The sequence below is a fragment of the Sinorhizobium terangae genome (assembly GCF_029714365.1).
GTDB classification, from domain to species: domain Bacteria; phylum Pseudomonadota; class Alphaproteobacteria; order Rhizobiales; family Rhizobiaceae; genus Sinorhizobium; species Sinorhizobium terangae.
Genome location: NZ_CP121659.1, coordinates 2,291,143 through 2,309,417, shown reverse-complemented (window position 1 = coordinate 2,309,417; position 18,275 = coordinate 2,291,143). Strand labels below are relative to the sequence as shown.

16 protein-coding genes are annotated in these 18,275 nt (G+C 61.7%); 8 read left to right on the top strand and 8 right to left on the bottom strand.

What is annotated here, in order from left to right:
• Window positions 1-100: 100 nt before the first annotated feature.
• The 4 genes from QA637_RS11065 (at window position 101) to metF (ending at window position 4,798) form a co-directional block, all read left to right on the top strand.
• Window positions 101-874, top strand: a complete 774-nt coding sequence (locus tag QA637_RS11065; protein WP_283061454.1) for a ribonuclease T2 — start codon at window positions 101-103, stop codon at window positions 872-874.
• 118 nt (window positions 875-992) lie between these two features.
• Window positions 993-2,642 (top strand): energy-dependent translational throttle protein EttA, encoded by a 1,650-nt coding sequence (gene ettA / locus QA637_RS11060; protein ID WP_153437383.1) that lies wholly within the window; start codon window positions 993-995, stop codon window positions 2,640-2,642.
• A gap of 195 nt (window positions 2,643-2,837) precedes the next feature.
• Window positions 2,838-3,860 carry an ArsR/SmtB family transcription factor gene (locus tag QA637_RS11055; RefSeq protein ID WP_283061452.1) on the top strand — a complete coding sequence of 341 codons (1,023 nt, stop codon included), beginning with the start codon at window positions 2,838-2,840 and terminating at the stop codon, window positions 3,858-3,860.
• Window positions 3,861-3,862: 2 nt separating this feature from the next.
• Entirely contained in the window at window positions 3,863-4,798 is a 936-nt protein-coding gene (metF, locus tag QA637_RS11050; RefSeq protein WP_283061451.1) for a methylenetetrahydrofolate reductase [NAD(P)H], read from the top strand.
• Between the two features lie 608 nt (window positions 4,799-5,406).
• Here metF and QA637_RS11045 read toward each other — a convergent pair.
• The 5 genes from QA637_RS11045 to QA637_RS11025 form a co-directional block, all read right to left on the bottom strand.
• Window positions 5,407-6,345, bottom strand: coding sequence for a DMT family transporter (locus QA637_RS11045; RefSeq protein WP_153437380.1), 939 nt, complete (start codon window positions 6,343-6,345; stop codon window positions 5,407-5,409).
• Window positions 6,346-6,474: 129 nt separating this feature from the next.
• The gene (locus tag QA637_RS11040; protein ID WP_153437391.1) at window positions 6,475-7,689 is read right to left on the bottom strand and encodes a lytic murein transglycosylase; all 1,215 of its coding nucleotides are present in this window, start codon (window positions 7,687-7,689) and stop codon (window positions 6,475-6,477) included.
• 243 nt (window positions 7,690-7,932) lie between these two features.
• The gene (locus QA637_RS11035) at window positions 7,933-8,718 is read right to left on the bottom strand and encodes a glycoside hydrolase family 25 protein (RefSeq protein WP_153437379.1); all 786 of its coding nucleotides are present in this window, start codon (window positions 8,716-8,718) and stop codon (window positions 7,933-7,935) included.
• A gap of 202 nt (window positions 8,719-8,920) precedes the next feature.
• A complete protein-coding gene (locus tag QA637_RS11030; RefSeq protein WP_153437378.1) occupies window positions 8,921-9,595 on the bottom strand; it encodes a class I SAM-dependent methyltransferase in 675 nt (224 codons plus the stop codon).
• Window positions 9,592-10,842, bottom strand: coding sequence for a BtaA family protein (locus QA637_RS11025; protein WP_153437377.1), 1,251 nt, complete (start codon window positions 10,840-10,842; stop codon window positions 9,592-9,594). Before QA637_RS11025 ends, QA637_RS11030 begins: the two co-directional genes overlap by 4 nt.
• A gap of 177 nt (window positions 10,843-11,019) precedes the next feature.
• Between QA637_RS11025 and QA637_RS11020 the strand changes: the two genes are divergently transcribed.
• Window positions 11,020-12,387, top strand: coding sequence for a serine hydrolase domain-containing protein (locus tag QA637_RS11020; protein ID WP_153437376.1), 1,368 nt, complete (start codon window positions 11,020-11,022; stop codon window positions 12,385-12,387).
• A gap of 43 nt (window positions 12,388-12,430) precedes the next feature.
• Here QA637_RS11020 and QA637_RS11015 read toward each other — a convergent pair whose 3' ends face one another.
• The 3 genes from QA637_RS11015 to QA637_RS11005 form a co-directional block, all read right to left on the bottom strand.
• The gene (locus tag QA637_RS11015) at window positions 12,431-13,507 is read right to left on the bottom strand and encodes a lytic transglycosylase domain-containing protein (RefSeq protein ID WP_153437375.1); all 1,077 of its coding nucleotides are present in this window, start codon (window positions 13,505-13,507) and stop codon (window positions 12,431-12,433) included.
• A 116-nt stretch (window positions 13,508-13,623) separates the two neighbouring features.
• Window positions 13,624-14,259 (bottom strand): LysE family translocator, encoded by a 636-nt coding sequence (locus tag QA637_RS11010; RefSeq protein WP_153437374.1) that lies wholly within the window; start codon window positions 14,257-14,259, stop codon window positions 13,624-13,626.
• 91 nt (window positions 14,260-14,350) lie between these two features.
• Window positions 14,351-15,565, bottom strand: a complete 1,215-nt coding sequence (locus QA637_RS11005; RefSeq protein ID WP_153437373.1) for a pyrophosphate--fructose-6-phosphate 1-phosphotransferase — start codon at window positions 15,563-15,565, stop codon at window positions 14,351-14,353.
• Between the two features lie 324 nt (window positions 15,566-15,889).
• On the opposite strand from QA637_RS11005, the gene QA637_RS11000 reads away from it, so the two are divergent.
• The 3 genes from QA637_RS11000 (at window position 15,890) to QA637_RS10990 (ending at window position 18,117) form a co-directional block, all read left to right on the top strand.
• Window positions 15,890-16,594: a J domain-containing protein gene (locus QA637_RS11000; protein WP_153437372.1), complete on the top strand. Its 705-nt coding sequence runs from the start codon at window positions 15,890-15,892 to the stop codon at window positions 16,592-16,594.
• Window positions 16,591-17,355: an N-acetylmuramoyl-L-alanine amidase gene (locus QA637_RS10995; RefSeq protein ID WP_283061447.1), complete on the top strand. Its 765-nt coding sequence runs from the start codon at window positions 16,591-16,593 to the stop codon at window positions 17,353-17,355. The genes QA637_RS11000 and QA637_RS10995 overlap by 4 nt, the downstream gene beginning before the upstream one ends.
• A gap of 228 nt (window positions 17,356-17,583) precedes the next feature.
• Complete coding sequence (locus tag QA637_RS10990; protein WP_153437370.1) at window positions 17,584-18,117, top strand: lytic transglycosylase domain-containing protein; 534 nt, start codon at window positions 17,584-17,586, stop codon at window positions 18,115-18,117.
• Window positions 18,118-18,275 lie beyond the last annotated feature (158 nt).

Sequence of the window (18,275 nt, the reverse complement as noted above, 5' to 3'; positions counted from 1 at the left end):
TGACGTCACAACGAATCTGGAAATGAGAATTAGAGGTTGCAATTTTCGCGCATTCGTCGATATTTGTTCCCGTTTTGTTTTCATGTGGGGGTTATTCGAAATGCGGACGAGGGTGAAAGCGAATCTTGCGAGAGTTGCAACGCTCATGCTGGGGCTGGGACTGTCGTCCTTCGCCGCCGCCGAGGAAGTATCGACGCAGGAAGCCGCGGAAGTGGCAGGCTCCGGCAAGACGCAATATGTGCTGGCGGTCAGCTGGCAACCGGGATTTTGCGAGACGCGGCCGACCCGCAACGAATGCGCGGATCAGACGGCCGATCGTTTTGATGCGACACACTTCTCGCTTCACGGCCTCTGGCCGCTGAAGAAAAGCTACTGCGGCGTCGAGGCGGAGCTCAAGGCGCGCGATCGAAAAGGTGATTGGCTGGACCTGCCGAAGCTTGCCATGGCCGAGGAGACCGCTGCGCGCCTGCTCGTTGCCATGCCGGGGGTCAAGTCCGGCCTCGATCGCCACCAGTGGCTGCAGAGCGGCACGTGCCAGACGGCAAAGGCGGAAGATTATTTCAGGCTGCAACTGCGCCTTCTCGATGAATTGAACAGTTCCGCGGTGCAGGCCCTCTTTGCCGACAAACTCGGATCCGAGATTGACGAAAACGAGATCAAGCACGCCTTCGACCAGAGCTTCGGGGCAGGGGCCGGGGACCGGGTGCGCATGCGCTGCCAGACTGTCAACGGCCGCAGCGTCATAACCGGCCTCACCATCGGACTTGCCGGCGACCTTTCGGGCAAGGCCGGCCTCGGTAGCCTCATCCAGGCGGCCGGGACGACCGAGTTCAAATGCGCCAAAGGGATCGCCGCCGCCGCCGGGCATGGTTGATCCGCGACGGTTGCCTGCCGGAAGGGATTGGCGTGGGCAGGCCTTTGGCGGATTGCCCCGCTACCATAATTCGCCTACATAGCGGGCAAATTTCCCTTCCGATGCGGAGCATTCCCTTATGGCACGTCAGTTCATCTACCACATGGCCGGGCTCAACAAGGCCTATGGCAACAAGAAGGTCCTCGAGAACATCCATCTCTCGTTCTATCCGGACGCGAAGATCGGAATTCTCGGCCCCAACGGCGCCGGTAAGTCGACGGTGCTCAGGATCATGGCAGGCCTCGACCACGAATACACCGGCGAAGCCTGGGTCGCCGAGGGTGCGACTGTCGGTTATCTGCCGCAGGAGCCGCAACTCAATCCCGCAAAGACCGTGCTCGAGAACGTCATGGAGGGCGTCGCCGCCAAGAAGGCGATCCTCGATCGTTACAACGAGCTGATGATGAACTATTCCGACGAGACGGCGGAAGAGGGCGCCAAGCTACAGGACATCATCGACAGCCAGAACCTCTGGGACCTCGACAGCCAGGTGGAAATGGCGATGGATGCGCTGCGCTGCCCGCCGGGCGACGCCGACGTCAACAATCTCTCGGGCGGCGAGAAGCGCCGCGTTGCGCTCTGCAAGCTGCTGCTGTCACAGCCGGATCTTCTGCTGCTCGACGAACCGACCAACCACCTCGACGCCGAAACGATCGCCTGGCTCGAAAAGCACCTACGCGAATATCCCGGCGCGGTGTTGATGATCACCCACGACCGCTACTTCCTCGACAACGTCACCGGCTGGATACTCGAACTCGACCGCGGCCGTGGCATTCCCTACGAGGGTAACTATTCCGCCTATCTGCAGGCCAAGGCCAAGCGCATGGCGCAGGAAGGGCGCGAAGAGGCTGCCCGCCAGAAGGCCATCAACCGCGAGCAGGAGTGGATCGCCTCGAGCCCGAAAGCCCGACAGGCGAAGTCCAAGGCGCGTGTTCGCGCCTATGACGAACTGGTCAAGGCAGCCGCCGACCGGCGTCCCGGCGACGCGCAGATCATCATTCCCGTCGGCGAGCGCTTGGGCCAAGTGGTCATCGAGGCGGAGAATATTTCCAAGGGCTATGACGACCAGCTGCTGATCGAAGGCCTGAGCTTTAAGCTGCCGCCCGGCGGCATCGTTGGCGTCATCGGTCCGAACGGCGCCGGCAAGACGACACTCTTCCGCATGATCACCGGCCAGGAACAGCCGAACGACGGTTCGTTCCGGATCGGCGACAGCGTGCAGCTTGCCTATGTCGACCAGAGCCGCGACGCGCTCGACCCCAACAAGACCGTCTGGGAGGAGATCTCCGGCGGCAACGACATCATCAAGCTCGGCAAGCACGAGGTCAACTCGCGCGCCTATTGCTCGTCCTTTAACTTCAAGGGCGGCGACCAGCAGCAGAAGGTCGGGACGCTGTCGGGCGGCCAGCGCAACCGCGTGCACCTTGCGAAGATGCTGAAATCAGGCGGCAACGTGGTCCTGCTCGACGAACCGACGAACGACCTCGATACCGAAACGCTGGCGGCACTCGAGGACGCGCTCGAAAACTTCGCCGGTTGCGCGGTCATCATCAGCCACGACCGCATGTTCCTCGACCGCTTGGCGACCCATATCCTTGCCTTCGAGGGCGACAGCCATGTCGAGTGGTTCGAAGGCAACTTCGAGGATTACGAAAAGGACAAGATCCGTCGTCTCGGCCCCGATTCAGTCAATCCGAAGCGCGTGACTTACAAGCGCCTGACGCGCTAGTCGGCGTGGCTTTGGGCGAAGCCGCCCGAGCCATAAATGTCTCACGAGTTCCAGGGCTATCTTTGGACGGGCGGACCGCGGGGTCCGCCCGTCAGCCTATCTTTCCTGCGTCATTCGATTGTCTTTACGCGCAAATTCGCTTGCGCACGTCTCGCAAATTACATAAAGATATCTTTATGTGTTGATGAGGAGGCGGTGGTGACGCGAGAAACGCTTGGATTGGACGCGTTGGTCGACGTGCTGAAGGCGGCGGGTGAGCCGACGCGGATGCGACTTCTTGCGCTGCTTTCTGCGAGCGACCTCACCGTCACCGATCTTACCGAAATTCTCGGACAATCGCAGCCGCGCATCTCCCGGCATCTGAAGCTGCTTGCCGAAGTGGCGCTCATCGATCGCTATCAGGAAGGGGCCTGGGCCTATTTCCGCCTGCGACAGGAGGGGGGACGCGTCGCGTTGGTGCGTGAGTTGCTCGCGGCGGCCGCGGCCGAAGATGCCATCCTCGCCAGGGATGCGACGCGGCTCGCCGTCCTGAAGCGGCAGCGTGCCGAGAAGGCGCAGGCCTATTTCAGCCGCAATGCCGCCGAATGGGATGAACTGAGGCGACTGCATGTCAGCGAAGGCGACGTCGAGGCGACGCTGAAGGCGATGGTCGGCGAGGAGTCGGTCGAAAGCCTGCTCGATCTCGGCACCGGCACCGGCCGTATCCTGCAACTTTTCGAGGGCATCTACCGGCGCGGCATCGGCGTCGACGCCAGCCGCGACATGCTGGCGGTGGCGCGCTCCAACCTCGACAGGGCGGGGATCACGAAAGCCTCCATCCGCCATGGCGATATCTTCAACCTGCCGCTCGACGGGCAGGCCTTCGATCTCGTGACGATCCATCAGGTGCTGCATTTCCTGGAAGAGCCGGAAGCGGCGATTGCCGAGGCCGCACGCATGCTCGCCCCTGGAGGCCGGCTCGTCATCATCGATTTCGCACCGCACGGGCTCGAATATCTGCGCGACGAGCATGCCCATGCGCGCCTCGGCTTTTCCCATCAGGCAATGGCCGATTGGCTGCAGAAGGCTGGTCTCGCGCTCGAGAAGACAACCGACCTCGCGCCGGAAGGCGTGGACGAGGGCAAACTGACAGTGACGATCTGGCTGGCACGCGATCAGCGTGTCGCCGATCACATCGCCGATATGCCGCGTCAGCGCGTTCAGGCAGGGGGAGTTTAGGAATGACGACACGGACGCTTTATCCGGCCGAGCGTGGCAATCTCAGGCTTTCATTCGAGTATTTTCCTCCGAAGACCGACGAGATGGAGGTGCAGCTCTTCCAGACGGTGGCTGACCTCTCGGTTTTCGACCCTGCCTTCGTCACCGTGACCTACGGTGCCGGCGGCTCGACGAAGGCCCGCTCGCTGACGACCGTCAAGCGCATGATCGGCGAAATGGGCATCGGGAACACTGCGGCGCATCTGACCTGCGTCGGCGCCCCGAAGGCCGAAGTCGATGCGGTGATCGAGGAGTTCCTGGCCTTCGGCGTCCGGCATTTCGTGGCGCTCCGGGGCGACCCGCAGGGCGGCATCGGCAGCGCCTACCAGCCATTTCCCGGCGGTTATGAAAACGCCGCCGCGCTCGTCAAGGCCTTGCGCGCCCGTGGCGACTTCGAAATATCGGTTTCGGCCTATCCGGAAAAACACCCGGAGAGCCCGGACGTCGCCGCCGATATCGACATGCTGAAGCGCAAGGTTGACAACGGGGCGACGCGGGCGATCACGCAGTTCTTCTTCGACAACGACGATTTCGAGCTCTATCTGGAGCGCGTGCGAAGGGCTGGCGTCCAGGTGCCGATCGTGCCGGGGATCCTGCCGATCAACAATCTCGCTCAGGTGCAGAGATTCGCCGGACTGTGCGGTGCGCGTGTTCCCGAGGTGATCCATTCGCGGCTCGCCCATCTTGAAGACCAGCCCGCGGAGCGGTTCAAGGAAGCCACCCATATCGCCGCCGAGCAGATTGTCGATCTCGCCCGGCGCGGCGTGCGCGATTTCCATCTCTACACGATGAACCGCTCGCCGCTTGTTACCGCCGTTTGCGATCTTGTTGGCTACGCGCGCGTCCCGGCGCGGGAGGCCGCTGTCGACCTTCCGATGAGGGCGGTCGCAAGCGCGTAGACGTTTCCGGACAAACGCTACTGCATGTCTCCTTAAATCGACCTCGATTTAAGGACAAAGACATGCAGCAATTCAAAGTGCTACAGCGTCCTTTGCGCGTCTAATAAGACGCGCGGCGCTGTATGTTTCGAGCAAAGATAAAGCCCATGAACGGATCGACGTTCATGGGCTTTGGTTTTATCGCAGCCTGTTGACCGGGTACTCTCTGAGTGGCCTGCCTACAACTCTTGCTGCAAATGGATTTTCCGGAAATTAAAGTCCTTGTCTCGGTTTGGACTTTTCAGCGGCCCTGCTCAGACAAAAAGCATGACGGCCACGAATGCGAACGCTGCACTGATCATGAGGACATTCAACGAATGTGTAAGTCCCATATGATGATCCTCCCTGCGTTGACCGGTAAAACATAGGGCGAAAAAACGGCGCATGAAAGCGAAACTTGTGCTGCGCTGCGAAAAGAGGAATGTCAGAAAACGTTGTTTACAGGCGTAAGCGGCGGAAATCGTTTTGATATTCGAACTTGCCACATTTTTTTCACAATTGCTTCGCGCTGGTTAATGTAACCGTTTGTAATGCTCCGTGAGCCTCGCCGAAGCCATTTCGATTCGGTTTCAGGTCGAATATCGAAGCTTCAGGATGCGTCCGTCGAGGACCGCGAGGCCGGTTGCGATGAGCGCCATGCCGGCGATATCCGCCGTCTGCAGCGTCTCGCCGAGAAAGAGATAGCCAAGCAATATGGCACTCGGCGGTACGAGCAGAGTGACGAGCGAAGCATTGGTCGCCCCGGCCTCCGCCATGATCCGGAAATAAAGAATGTAACCGTAAGAGGTGGAGACGAGGGCGAGGCCAAGGACAGCGAAGACGGCCGTCATCGGCGGCGCGGGCAGCATCCATGGCGTATCGGCAAGCGCCGCGATCGGCAGCATCATCAGTGTCGATGCCGTCAATTGTCCGGCTGCAGTGACCGGCGGTGCCAGACTGCGGAAGCGCTTGCCGTAGGTTGCCGCCAGGCCGTAGCTGACGGCGGCCAGCACCGGCAGGACAAGTGCCCAAAGCGGGATCGTTGTGGAATTACCGACAAGGCCCGCAAGCGCACTCGGCCCGATGAGCACGATGGTGCCTGCCAAGCCCAGCAGACAGCCGCTGATCTTGGCGGCGCTCAGCTTCTCGTCGTCCGTTGCCATGTTGGCGATCAATACGGTCCAGATCGGGGTTGTCGCGTTCAGGATTGCGGCGAGTCCTGCGCCGATGTGGGTCTGGCCCAGGAAGATGAAGGCGTGCGGAATGGCATTGTTGATCAAACCCATCAACAGGAATTCGGGCCAGCGTTCCTTGAGCGCCGGATAGATGCCATAGCGGCCGCGGATGTAGATGTGGAGAGCAAGTGCTGCGAGACCGAGACGCAGGAGAACCAGCGTGAAGGGTGGCACATGGGCAACGGCAACGCGGGCGAAGAAAAAGGAGCCGCCCCAGATAAGACCGAGCAGGGTCAGGAGCGCCCAGTTGCGCATCGTCATCTGTGTGTTGATCGCCTTTGCCGGTGAACTCATGGTCGTGCCTGTGCCAATCTGCAAGTAATGCGCAAGCTCTAATACAGAGAAGCGGGTGTTGCCACCCGCTTCTTGCACGTGTTCGAGTATTACCAGACCCGTCGCGGTCGGTTCAAGGACGAGCGTGGATCAGAGCGCCTGCAAGAGCTCCGGCGTTGCCCAACCATCAGCAGGCAGTCCGAGCTTCAGCTGTTCCTTCTGCAGTGCGGCGCGCGTGCCGGAACCGAGAATGCCATCGATCTTACCGACATCGTGGCCAAGCGCCTGGAGCCGCGTTTGCAACGCCTTCATCTCGACGTCGTCGAGGCCCGGCTCCGGATTACCGCCCTGATAGGGCGGAGCGCCGGCGAGGCGGGTCGCGAAATAGGCGGCGGAGGTCGTGTAGATGAACGACTGGTTCCACTCGAGATAGATGTTGAAATTCGGATAGGTGAGGAAGGCGACGCCCTTGCGGCCCTGCGGCAGCACAAGCGATGCTTCAAGCGCGCTGCTGGCGGTGTTGCCGTCACGCGGCGTGACGCCGAGCGCGAACCAGTCGCCCGCCGTCATGCCGGATTGCAGCCCGGTCTTCTCCCAGGGCAGGTTTTCCGGGACGCTCACCTCCTGGATCCAGGGCTGGCCGGCCTTGAAGCCGAGGCTCTGGATGAACTTTGCCGCCGTGAGAATGGCGTCGGGCGAGCTCTTCTTCAGATTGACGTGGCCGTCGCCATCGCCGTCGACGCCATAGGCGATGATGTCTTCCGGCAGCATCTGCACCTGGCCGATCTCGCCGGCCCAGGCGCCGGTGGTCGTCGCCGGGTCGAGGTCGCCGTGCTGCACCATTTCGATCGCAGCAAGGAGCTGCGGCCGGAACATTTCCGGACGGCGGCAATCATGTGCCAGCGTCACCAGCGCATTGCGCGTGTTGAAATCGCCCTGGACCGCGCCGAAATCCGTCTCCATCGCCCAGAAGGCAGTGATGACCGGCGCCGGCACGCCGAATTCGCTTTCCGCCCGGGCGAAGACGTCGGCATATTCCCTCATCTTCTGCGCGCCGATATCGAGGCGGGCCTTGCTGACGGTTCGCTTGGAAAACTCGGTGAATGTCTGTTTGAACACGCCCTGGGCGCGGTCACGGCTCAGCACCTTCTTGTCGATTGCGGCGCCGGCGAGCGCCCGATCGGCGACATCGGCCGGAATACCCTTGGCAACGGCCTCGGCCTTGACGCCCTCGAGGAACGTGGCGAGATCACCGCCGCAGGCCACGGGTGGTATCGTTTGCGGTTGGGTTTGCGCCAGTGCTGACGTGCTGGCGAGCGCCAGTAGTCCGAGGGTGAAAAGAGCTTTGCGGGCTGTTCCAGTCATCATAATTCCTCTCCGTCGCCGCGCGGACCCCGGTAGGCCGGCGAGCGTGCAATCTGTCTCACACCTGTTCTCTCAGACCCGCATCGATTTGAGGAAACAGGCAACCTTTTGAAATGCCCCCAGCGACCTTTATGCGTCTGAGAAACGCCGGCGCTGTAGAAGTCTGCCGAAGCTCTCTCAGAGCATTATGACCGAATGAAGAAACGCGGGGCTTGTGCCTGCAATCTGGCCGCCAATTCTCGTCTATCTGGCGCGGGAAACCGCTGCGACCCACTTCTGCCAGTTTTTCGCGGACCCGGCGAAGGCATTGATGTCCGTGCTTCCCTGGATGCCGGGGATGACACCCGTGCTCGTGTATTGCCAGAAGGCCCAGCGGCGCTCGACATAGACCTCGCCCGGATGCTTGGCCGTGGAGCGCACCCAGAAGTGATAGTCCTTGAACTGGTCGACGAGGTTGTCGCGATGGAAGTCGACGGAAGTGTAGATGATCGGCCGCTTGCCGTAATACGCCTCCAGCCGGTCCATGAAGCGCTTCATCTCGGCGCGTACGGTCTCGGGCGAGGGGCGATAGCGGCAGGTCTTCGACTCGCCGTTCCATTCAGCATCCAGAACCGGCGGCAAATAGACGGCGCTCTTCGGCACATTGGCGATGAACCAGTCGGCCTGGGCGTCGGCCGTCGAGCAGAAGTAATAGAAATGGTAGGGCGCATAGGGAATTCCGGCGGCGCGCGCCTGCTGCCAATATTCATTGAAGCGCGTGTCGACCCTGTCCTTGCCTTCTGTCGCCTTGATGAAGGCGAAGGAGACGCCCGAATTCTTCACCCGCGCCCAGTCGATGTTGCCGTTCCACTTGGAAACGTCGATGCCGTGGATGTTGTGACGATGCGGCGTGCGGCCGCCGAAATCCTGCGGGTCCGTATCCTGGAACCGCGGTGATATCGAAGCGGTCTGTACCAGGTCGTAGTCGGTTGAGGTGCAGGCGGAAAGAAGGGTTGCAACAGGCAGCAAAGCCAGGAGAAGCCGGCGCATGGGGTTCCCGTTTTGAGACGATCGACGATCCTGCCTCACGCGATGGCTTCCATGATGATGATTTTCCCCTCGGAGGCGTGCCCCATTTTCACCATATCATCGTAAAAATTGGGTTAGCTCAAGCGGGAATTGCGGCAGAGGCAACCCAGGCGGGACGCTCGCTGGCGCGAGCGGGCTTCGGTCGGCGCCGCGCAGGATGTTCTCAGGCGCCGTTCCGATCCGGGCGACGATAGACGGCAAGCCAGGCATATCCCCGGCCGATCGACTTCAATTCGAGCGTCGCGCCGTTTCTCTTCGCCTTCTCGCGCATGATCTCGAAAAGCGTCTCGCGGGGCGTCACGTGAAAGCGCTTCAGCCATGCCTGGAGCAGGCGGCGGAAACCGCCGGGCCAACCCTCCTGCTGGCCGAAGTCGGCAATGTGGAGTGAGCCGCCGGGGTTGAGGGCGGCGATCGCAGCCTCGAGCGACTTCTCCCATTCGGGAATCATCGATAGCGCATAGGAGATGACGATGCGGTCGAAGCCCGGTTGCCCGAACGCGGCGGGCGTGAAATTCGTCGCATCGGCGACGCGCAGGTTTACGCTCGACAGGCCGTGACGCCGAAGCTTTGCCGTCGCGGTCGCGAGCATCTCCGCGGAAATGTCCAGACCGTACAGGTGCCTACCGGGATAGAGTTCGCCGATCATGGCGAGGTTGCGGCCGGTGCCGCAGCCGACTTCGAGCACCGAGGCGCCCGCCGGCGGATTGAGCTCCCGGATCAGCGTGTCGCGTCCGAAGAGGTAATATTTCCGAGTGAAGTCATAGATGTAGCGCTGATAGCGGTACATCTGGTCCATCAGGCGGGCGTGGTTGTTTTCCAAGGGCTGGGCGGCGTTCATGCTTTCTTCCGATAGACGTGGAAGCCGCCGTAGATGGCCGAACGGTCCGCTGCGCCGAGTTTGATGGACGTTTCGGCATCGTAGTGCCACTGGTCGAGCAGTGCAGCGGAAACGCGGCCCGGCAGGATGCTCGCTTCCGCGGCGGTGCGGAAAATCACCACGGCGCCGCGGTCGGCGGTGCGCGTGATCTCCGTCCAAAGGTCGTTCAACTGCCGATCGGTCATCCAGTCTTGCGCGTCGAGCAACACATAACGATCGACTGACGAAGCCGCCTTGCGGGCAAGCAGTTCGGTGAAGCTTGCGTGATGGACCTCGACGCGGTCCGCATGATCGCGGATCGCTTCGTGGTTCTCGGCCTGCAGATAGGCCGGCAGTTCGCCCTCGTGCGGCAGCGGGTAGCGCCGCGCGAAAGCCTGCCAGGCGAAATAGTTCTCGCGGAGCGGGAAATGGCAGGTGAGCTTTTCAAGACGGTGCCGCAGCACCGCGGCAAGCGACTTCTCCGCGCTGAGGCTAGCGAGCTCATCGAACTGCTGGGGCGGGATGCCGAGGCCGAAAAGCGAGCTCTTGCGGCTGGTGATCCAGCGGATGACCGGACGGTCGAACAGCGGCGCGAGCTTGTCGTCGAAGAACTGGCGTTGTTCACGCATCGAGCGCGCCTGGACGAACTCTTCCGGATTGATGCCGTGGAGACGGGCGAGCAGGTGACTGGCGGCAATGAAGCGACCGAGAAGGCCGGTTCGATAGATGTTGCGGCCGAAGACGCCGATGCGTCGGCGTCCGTCGAGGGACCGGCCGCTCCAGTATGCGCGGGTCGCCGCGTCGAGCTTCGGCGCGAGGAAGAGGTCGAAGGCCTGCACATTCGACCGCGTGCCGGCTTCGGCGAGAAAGCGCACGATATCCTTGTGGCTCGGCAGGTGGCGGAAGGCGGCAAGTTTCAGCCGGTTCAGTGCGATATGGTGCGGATTGAGGTCGACGACATCGATATGGGCAGGGCCGGCGGAGAGATAGGTCAGCATGTTGCAACCGCCTGAACCGATCGTCACGATGCGGTGTCCGGGACGGATCTGCATTGCTGCCATGTCGACGCTCGGGTCTTCCCAGATCTGCGGATAGACGAGACCGGAGAATAGCAGCCCGAACAGGCGTTCCGACAGGCCGGCGAGGGAGAGGGGCTTGTGCTGCAGCAGCGCGCTTTTCAGCTTCGGATTCTTCCTGCCAAAGCCGGCATCGGGAGCGAGTTCGGTCATCTTTGCCTGTCATCCAGTTGAAACTTAGGCGCTTCTAAAGTGACTCCGCTACACTTTGATGACGGGATTTCGCACAGGCGCGGGGCTTCCAAGGGCTTTTCCTTTCGCCTGAACCCTGTTTCTCTCGCGATTGCCGCGTGGTGGAGACGTGGTGGTCCTGAAGCCGGGAGGAAGCGCATGAAACGTTTGCTGAAGACGACCGCCGGGGCGGTGGTCGTCGGTCTTGCGGGCATCGGCGGCTGGCTGGCGCTGTTTCCGCCGGAGCTTCTGAAGGTCGGCGACGGCTATGCCGCCAAGATCGTCTGCTCCAATGTCTTCCTTGCCAAACGCGATCCGCAAGCCGTTCTTGCGGAAGACGTACAGGCGCCCGGTCACCCGCTCCTGAAGTTCGTCAGCGTCTCGGTCGATCGGGAGAAGCAGAGCGTGACGGCGCGCATATTCGGCTTTGCCGCTCCTGGCCGAGCGGTGCACAGGCCGGGACTTGGCTGCACCAATGTCGATGACAGCGGAGCGCAAGCGCTTGCGGGTTCGGTGAGCGAGACAAAAGACGAGACGGGAGCATACGAGGCCCATGATGCTGCCGTTGCCTGGCCCGACGGCAGCAAGGCCGAGATCGACCCGGCGATTCAAGGCGTCATAGAAGATGCCGGCCTGGCAGGTCCCGGCATACGGGCGATCGCCGTCGTGCGGGATGGCCGGCTGGTCGCGGAGACCTATGGACCCGGGTTTGATCGGGATACGCCTCTGCTCGGCTGGTCGATGACGAAGTCGGTGACGGCGGCGCTGGTTGGCCTGCGGATCGGTGAGGGAAAAATGGATGTCGCTCGCGGCGACCTGCTGCCCGCCTGGGCCGGCGATGATCGGTCGCGGATCAAGCTTGCCGACTTGTTGGCGATGCAGAGTGGGCTCGCGTTCAACGAGGACTATGGCGACGTCACCGACGTGACGCGCATGCTCTATCTCGAAAGCGACATGGCCGGCTTCGTGGCATCAAAGCAGCTAGACACGCAGCCGGCCGCGAAATTCCGCTATTCGAGCGGCACCAGCAATCTCCTCTCCCAACTATGGATGCGGACGTTCGACGACCCGGCCGAAGCGCTCGCCTATCCGCGCAAGGCGCTCTTCGCTCCGCTCGGCATGACCAGCGCCGTGATGGAAACGGACGCGAGCGGCACCTTCGTCGGTTCCTCCTACATGTATGCGACCGCACAGGACTGGGCGCGCTTTGCGCAGTTTCTGCTGGATGGTGGAAGCTGGAAGGGCAGGCGGATTTTGCCTGAGGGTTATGTTTCCTTCATGCGCACGCCATCGACGGCATCCGGCGGCGATTATGGCTCTGGCCAGGTGTGGCTGCAGGAGAACGGCATTCGGGCCGGCACGGGCAACTTCCCTGCGGATACCTTCTGGATGCTCGGACACGACGGACAGACGATCATGCTCGTTCCCTCTCTGCGGCTGGCCGTCGTCCGCCTCGGCCTCACGCCGTCGCGCACCGGCTACGACGTGCAGAAGCTGAATGCGAAAATAATAGAGGCGCTCGACTGAGCGCCTCGGACATCAGTTCCACCCCGTTTGTCGGACCCCGCGCTTACCGCATGTCCAGCGCGTCGAGCAGGCCTTTGCGCTTGGCGTGATAATAGTAGCCACTGGCGTAGAGCTTCACCGCCCCGTCATGCTGGCTGTCGGCCACCATCCAGGCGCCGCGCAGGTACTTGGTCGCGTATTTGAGGTTGGTTTCCGCGTCGAACAGGCCTTCGGCCGGTCCTTCATAACCGAGCCCCTTCGCGGTGTTGTAGCGGATCTGCATCAGGCCGTAGTTGCCCTTGCTGTAGGCGCGGGGATTGTAGTTGCTCTCGCGCTTGACGACCCGGTGCACGAGCTCCACCGGAATACCGTTCAGCTCGGCGTAATATTTGATCAGCCGGTCGAGCTCGGGACGGGAACTGGTCGGCGTCTTTGAAAACTTCAGCGAGTCGGGAATGACGTTTGCGACGGCGCCGACAGCCGAGCCGATCACGCCAGTGTTCGGCCGTGCCGTCGGAACGATCATCCGCTTGGCGACCAGCGTTTCGAGGCCGACCGGCTCGCCCGTGTCGAAATCCGATTCCCAGGCGACAGCAATCCCGAGGAAGGGCGTGGCCACCGGCTCGGCGCCGGCCGGCTTTTCCGCGAGTGCGGCCGATGCTGTCGAGGGGACTGCGGGCGCCGCTGGTGATGCCATCGCCACTTCAAACGCCTGACCGGGCTTGGCCGTGGGAATCGCTACCCTCTCAGGCGCGGCATAGGCCAGCGTCGCATCGCTCGCCGGCATCGTCGCAGTTGCAGGTACCGCGGTCGCCGCTACTGGAGAGATCTCAGTTGCCACGGTTGCCACCGCGGTTGTCGTCGATGCCGCGGCCGCGTCCGTCGCGGCCGGTGTGGTCTCACCGGGCGTCGTTTGAGAAACAAGGGCTGTCGAAGCTACGGTTGCCGCCCCGTTCGGTGTCGGCAGGGCATAGGCCGTCATTTCCGTTCCGGGCTTGGGGATGGGGGTGACCGTCTGTATGGCGGTCAGTTCTTCAAGCGACGTATGCTCGACCGTGGAGCACCCCGAGGCAATGGCCACCGATGCCAGGGCAGCGGCCGTAAATGCCTGTTTTGAAAGGGAGATACGGAATATAGCCATCGTGTCACTTTCGTGCTTCTGGGCCCCGTAGCCCCTGCAAATCAGTGGATGCCAACCACCGCGCTTGAATCTCCATTAACCCATGCCATCAGTTGCGGCAAGCGCGGCACCGATTTTCACGACGTGGCCCGCTTCAGACCGGCCGTCAGCACGCCGGCGCCGACCAGCAGCGAGCCGCCGGTGCGGTTGACCACGCGGCGAATATTCGGTTTGCGGATCGTGTTTCGGGCGGCCGAGGCGAGAAAGGCATAGAGCATTGCATTGAGTGCCGCGAGTATGAGGAACGTCGCCTCAAATACAACCATCTGGGCGAAGAGCGGTCGCGATAGATCGAGGAACTGAGGCAGGAAGGCGACGAAGAAGATGATGCTTTTCGGATTTAGTGCGGTGACCGCATAGGCGTGGAGAAAGATACGCCACGGCCTTTCCGGCGCGGCTGCGCCGTCGGCATCCTGATCCTCGCCGCCGACGGGTGCCTTCCAGAGCTTGATGCCGAGCCAGACGAGGTAAGCGGCGCCGACCCACTTCAAAATGGTGAAGATGGCAGCCGACGTGGCGAGCAGGGCGCCGAGGCCGAGCATCGAGGCGGTCATGGCGGTGAAGTCACCAAGGGTGACGCCGGCGACGGTCGCGCCGGCGGTCTTGCGACCGTGCCCGAGGGAATAGGAAATCACAAGAAGAATGGTTGGGCCAGGGATGGCGAGCAGCACTGCCGAGGCGGCGGCAAAGGCGAACCAATGTTCGAAGGACATGAAAAGGCTCCGCGCTTGGATGGTTTTCCTGGAAAGAACCCGGAGGGAGCCACGCAAGCGCGGAGCCGTCAACTGCAATTATGGGCGCTCTTTAGTCTGCCGCCTGCCACTTCTGGCCGATGACGTCCATGACGTCGCCGAACCACTTGGTCGACATGTCGAAATGCTTGCCGCCCTTGATGCGCGGAAACTCGATCGTGCGCAGCTTGCCGCCCTGGTCCTCGTCATGGCCGGTGACCCCGGAGACCTTGTTTAGAGCGCTTTCGACCGAAAGGTCGACCATGCCCTGGATCAGGCGAAGGTCGTCGCCATTGGCAGGCGCGGAGCGGGCGTAATAGCCGGACTTCTGCACCATCGAGCGTTCGGCGCCGAGAAGAGCTGCAAACTGCTTCGAGAACCAGTTGCCGACGTTGATCGTGTCGATCTTTACGTGGCCGAAAGCATCACGCTTCACTGTCTCGCCGGCCGCCTCGCGCTCGGCGACGATCGCGTCGAGGCAGGCACCTTCGCTGACGAACAGGGTGACGAAACCAGCGCGGTCCATGACTTCGCGCAGGCGCTCTGCCTCGGCGTCCAGATCGAACTTCATCTCCGGCAGGTAGAGGCCATCAATGCTCTTCAGCTGTTTGTTCATCATGAAGCCGTCGACATATTCCTTGTCTTTGGCCATCTGGATATAGGAGCGCGCGGTTGCCGCTGTCAGCCAGCCGCAATGGCGGCCCATCACTTCGTGGACGACGAGCGTGCGCGGCGCCGCGCTCTGCTCGTTGCTGACATTGTCGAAGAAGCGGGCGCCGTATTCGGCCGCCGTCCAGGCGCCGAGAGTCTGGCGGATCGGCACGACGTCGTTGTCGACTGTCTTTGGCAGGCCGACCACTGTCAGGTCATAGCCGTTCGCGCCGAGATAGGCGGCAAGATCGGCCGCCGTCGTATTGGTGTCGTCGCCGCCGATCGTATGCAGGATCGTGACACCGTCCGAGGCCAGCCTTTCGGCGGCGACCCGAAGCGGGTTCTGACCTTCCTTGACGAGCCCGCGTTTCACGCAGTCGGCTGTGTTGGTAAGTTTGACGCGGCTGTTGCCGATCGGCGAACCACCGTGGCGGTGGAGGATATGCGCCTTCTCGCGCATGTCCCTGGTGATCTCGATGCGGTCAGCGAGAAGCAGGCCCTGATATCCGGAACGGTAGGCAACGAGTTCGTAGTCGGGCGCAATGTCCGTGTACCGTTCGATCAGGCCGCCGACTGCGGATGAAAGGCAGGGGGCGAGCCCGCCCGCCGTCAGCATTGCGACTTTCTTCTTGGCCATGGTTCCTCCTCGGCGATTCGGCACTGGCAACGGCTCAGCGGAGCCGGTCATGTTCATTATCCTTGCTCATTCAAGGACACCGTGGTCTAGCGCAAATCCGATGGAAGTTAAATGACAGGCCTGTGGATGCTTCAAAAGTTCGGCCGCCAGCTGCGGAATCGATCAAGGCCCATATACTTCGAAATAGGTTGAGATTTACGGCAATATGATTTATTGAGGGGCCATCACAAACTCGTCATCCGTGACGTTTTCCGGCGATCGGCCGCTTGCAATTTGCCACCACTTCGGGTCATGCTGCAGGGTGGACAGGGAAAAATCGCACATATGTCATTCTGGGACAGCCTGCTGAAAATCGTCACAGCCACGGGCAATGCGCTCGCGGGCGTGGTAGAGGCCGTACGCACCCTCTTTGAAGGGGATCCGGAAACGCGGCGCAAGGTCGCGTTCTCGGTCGCAATGATCGCCCTTTCCGCGAAGATGGCGAAGGCCGACGGCATCGTCAGCGAGACCGAGGTTGCCGCCTTCCGCGATATCTTCAAATTTCCCGCCGATCAGGCGCAGAACGTTGCGCGTCTCTACAACCTCGCGCGTCAGGACGTCGCGGGCTACGAGGCCTATGCCGAGAAAATGGCGTCGCTGTGCTCTTCCTGCGAAAAGAACTGCCCGATCCTCGAGGACATCATCGACGGGCTCTTCCACATCGCGAAGTCCGATGGCGCCGTGCATGAGAAGGAACTCGCTTTCCTCATGCGGGTCGCGGAGATCTTCAAGATGGACGAGGAGCATTTCCAGCGCATCATGGCGCGCCATGTCCATCTCACGGGTGATCCCTATGAGGTGCTGGGCGTGTCGCCGAAGGACGATTTCGCCAAGATCCGCAGGCGCTATCGCGTGCTCGTGTCCGAGAACCATCCGGACATGCTGGTGGCGCGGGGCGTGCCGGAGGAATTTCACGCGATCGCGAACGATCGCATGGCGGCGCTCAACGCAGCCTATGAGGCGATCGAGAAAGAACGCCGCGCCGCATGACAGCGAAGACATGCGATTTTCCCGGTGCGCGTCTGGTGCCGTCGCCCAATTACGGCGAGCGCGCCGGCGGGCGAAATCCGGATATGATCCTGCTGCACTATACCGGCATGGAGACGGCCGCTTCGGCGCTCGACTGGCTTTGCCGCGAGGAAAGCCAGGTCTCCAGCCACTATTTCGTCCATGAGGACGGTCGCGTCGACCAGCTCGTCGCCGAGGGGCGACGCGCCTGGCACGCGGGCAAAAGCTCGTGGAAAGGCGAGACGGACATCAACTCCTGTTCGATCGGCATCGAGATCGCCAATGCCGGCCATCCGGGCGGACTGCCGGACTTCCCTGAAGCACAGGTCGACGCGGTCGTCGAATTGTGTCGGGACTGTGGCCAGCGCTGGTCCATCGCCCCGGAAAGAGTGCTTGCACATAGCGATGTGGCACCGATTCGCAAGGTCGATCCGGGAGAAAAATTTCCCTGGCATGTGCTGCACGCCAAGGGGGTCGGACACTGGGTGGAACCGACGCCGGTGGGCGGAGGCCGGTTTTTCCAGCGCGGTGACCGCGGGCAACCGGTCGAGGCCATCCAGTCGCTCTTGTCTCTCTACGGCTATGGAATTGAAATAACAGGCGATTTCTGTGAGAAGACGGAAGGCGCCGTGGCCGCTTTCCAGCGGCATTTCCGTCAGGCGAGAGTGGACGGAATCGCCGATGTTTCGACCATCAACACGCTTCACCGCCTGCTCTCCGCACTTCCGAATCGCAGCGTTTAGGCGGCGATTTTTGGGGGCGCAAATTTAGCGCGCTCATCACTTTCTTGCGCGATTTTTTTGTGTTGCCACATGTTTACCATGATGGCCCCTTCATTTTCCCTGCATCAACTGCAGGGGATGCAGCGCGACCGCGCCGCTCTTTTGTCAATAAAAACGATCGGGAAATTCGGTCGTGGCGGCGGGGTGCGCCGGCGCGAGCGGTTCCCCAGACCGGAGACTTCAAACTAAATGAGAATATCGTCTGTTGCTGCGGTGGCGGCATGCTTTGGCATGTCCGTTGCCGGGATGGATGTGTCGTATGCAGGGGATGTCGACAAAACCATCAAGACCTCTTCGCTTCAGTCAGTGACCAGAACGACTGGTTATCCGAAGCCTGACCTGAGCCTGTCGACGGGCTCGCAATATACGATCCTCATCCAATCCTACGCCAAGCAATTTGGCGTCCCCGCCGGCCTCGCCCACGCCGTCGTTCAGATCGAAAGCAACTTCGACGCGAATGCACGCGGCAGCGCCGGTGAGATCGGCCTCATGCAGATCAAGCCCGCCACTGCCCGCATGATGGGCTACTCCGGTTCCGCCAAGGGTCTCTACGATCCGGAAACCAACATCAAGTTCGGCATGATGTATCTGGCGAAGGCGCAAGAGCTCTCGGACGGCTCAACCTGCGGCACCATCCTGAAATACAACGCCGGCCATGGCGCCAAGCGCATGAACCCGGTGTCGAAGCGCTATTGCGGCAAGGTCGAGAGCATCCTGAACTAAGCGCTCAATCATCGGTTCCGCGGGGGGCTCCGCCCCGAGCCGATACATGACTTGCCTTGGATCGGTCGCGGTCCAAGGCCTACAGCGCCGCGCGTCGAGTCAGACGCGCAAAGGTCGCTGCAGAGCTTTGAGTTTCTGCATGATTTTGTCCGTAAATC

Coding starts and splice junctions, on each gene's coding strand:
- QA637_RS11030 (WP_153437378.1), bottom strand. CDS start 9,595: ATGAACGCCGCCCAGCCCTTGGAAAACAACCACGCCCGCCTGATGGAC.
- QA637_RS10995 (WP_283061447.1), top strand. CDS start 16,591: ATGACAGCGAAGACATGCGATTTTCCCGGTGCGCGTCTGGTGCCGTCG.
- metF (WP_283061451.1), top strand. CDS start 3,863: ATGACGACACGGACGCTTTATCCGGCCGAGCGTGGCAATCTCAGGCTT.
- QA637_RS11035 (WP_153437379.1), bottom strand. CDS start 8,718: ATGCGCCGGCTTCTCCTGGCTTTGCTGCCTGTTGCAACCCTTCTTTCC.
- QA637_RS11040 (WP_153437391.1), bottom strand. CDS start 7,689: ATGACTGGAACAGCCCGCAAAGCTCTTTTCACCCTCGGACTACTGGCG.
- QA637_RS10990 (WP_153437370.1), top strand. CDS start 17,584: ATGAGAATATCGTCTGTTGCTGCGGTGGCGGCATGCTTTGGCATGTCC.
- QA637_RS11005 (WP_153437373.1), bottom strand. CDS start 15,565: ATGGCCAAGAAGAAAGTCGCAATGCTGACGGCGGGCGGGCTCGCCCCC.
- QA637_RS11065 (WP_283061454.1), top strand. CDS start 101: ATGCGGACGAGGGTGAAAGCGAATCTTGCGAGAGTTGCAACGCTCATG.
- QA637_RS11015 (WP_153437375.1), bottom strand. CDS start 13,507: ATGGCTATATTCCGTATCTCCCTTTCAAAACAGGCATTTACGGCCGCT.
- QA637_RS11000 (WP_153437372.1), top strand. CDS start 15,890: ATGTCATTCTGGGACAGCCTGCTGAAAATCGTCACAGCCACGGGCAAT.
- QA637_RS11010 (WP_153437374.1), bottom strand. CDS start 14,259: ATGTCCTTCGAACATTGGTTCGCCTTTGCCGCCGCCTCGGCAGTGCTG.
- ettA (WP_153437383.1), top strand. CDS start 993: ATGGCACGTCAGTTCATCTACCACATGGCCGGGCTCAACAAGGCCTAT.
- QA637_RS11020 (WP_153437376.1), top strand. CDS start 11,020: ATGAAACGTTTGCTGAAGACGACCGCCGGGGCGGTGGTCGTCGGTCTT.
- QA637_RS11045 (WP_153437380.1), bottom strand. CDS start 6,345: ATGAGTTCACCGGCAAAGGCGATCAACACACAGATGACGATGCGCAAC.
- QA637_RS11025 (WP_153437377.1), bottom strand. CDS start 10,842: ATGACCGAACTCGCTCCCGATGCCGGCTTTGGCAGGAAGAATCCGAAG.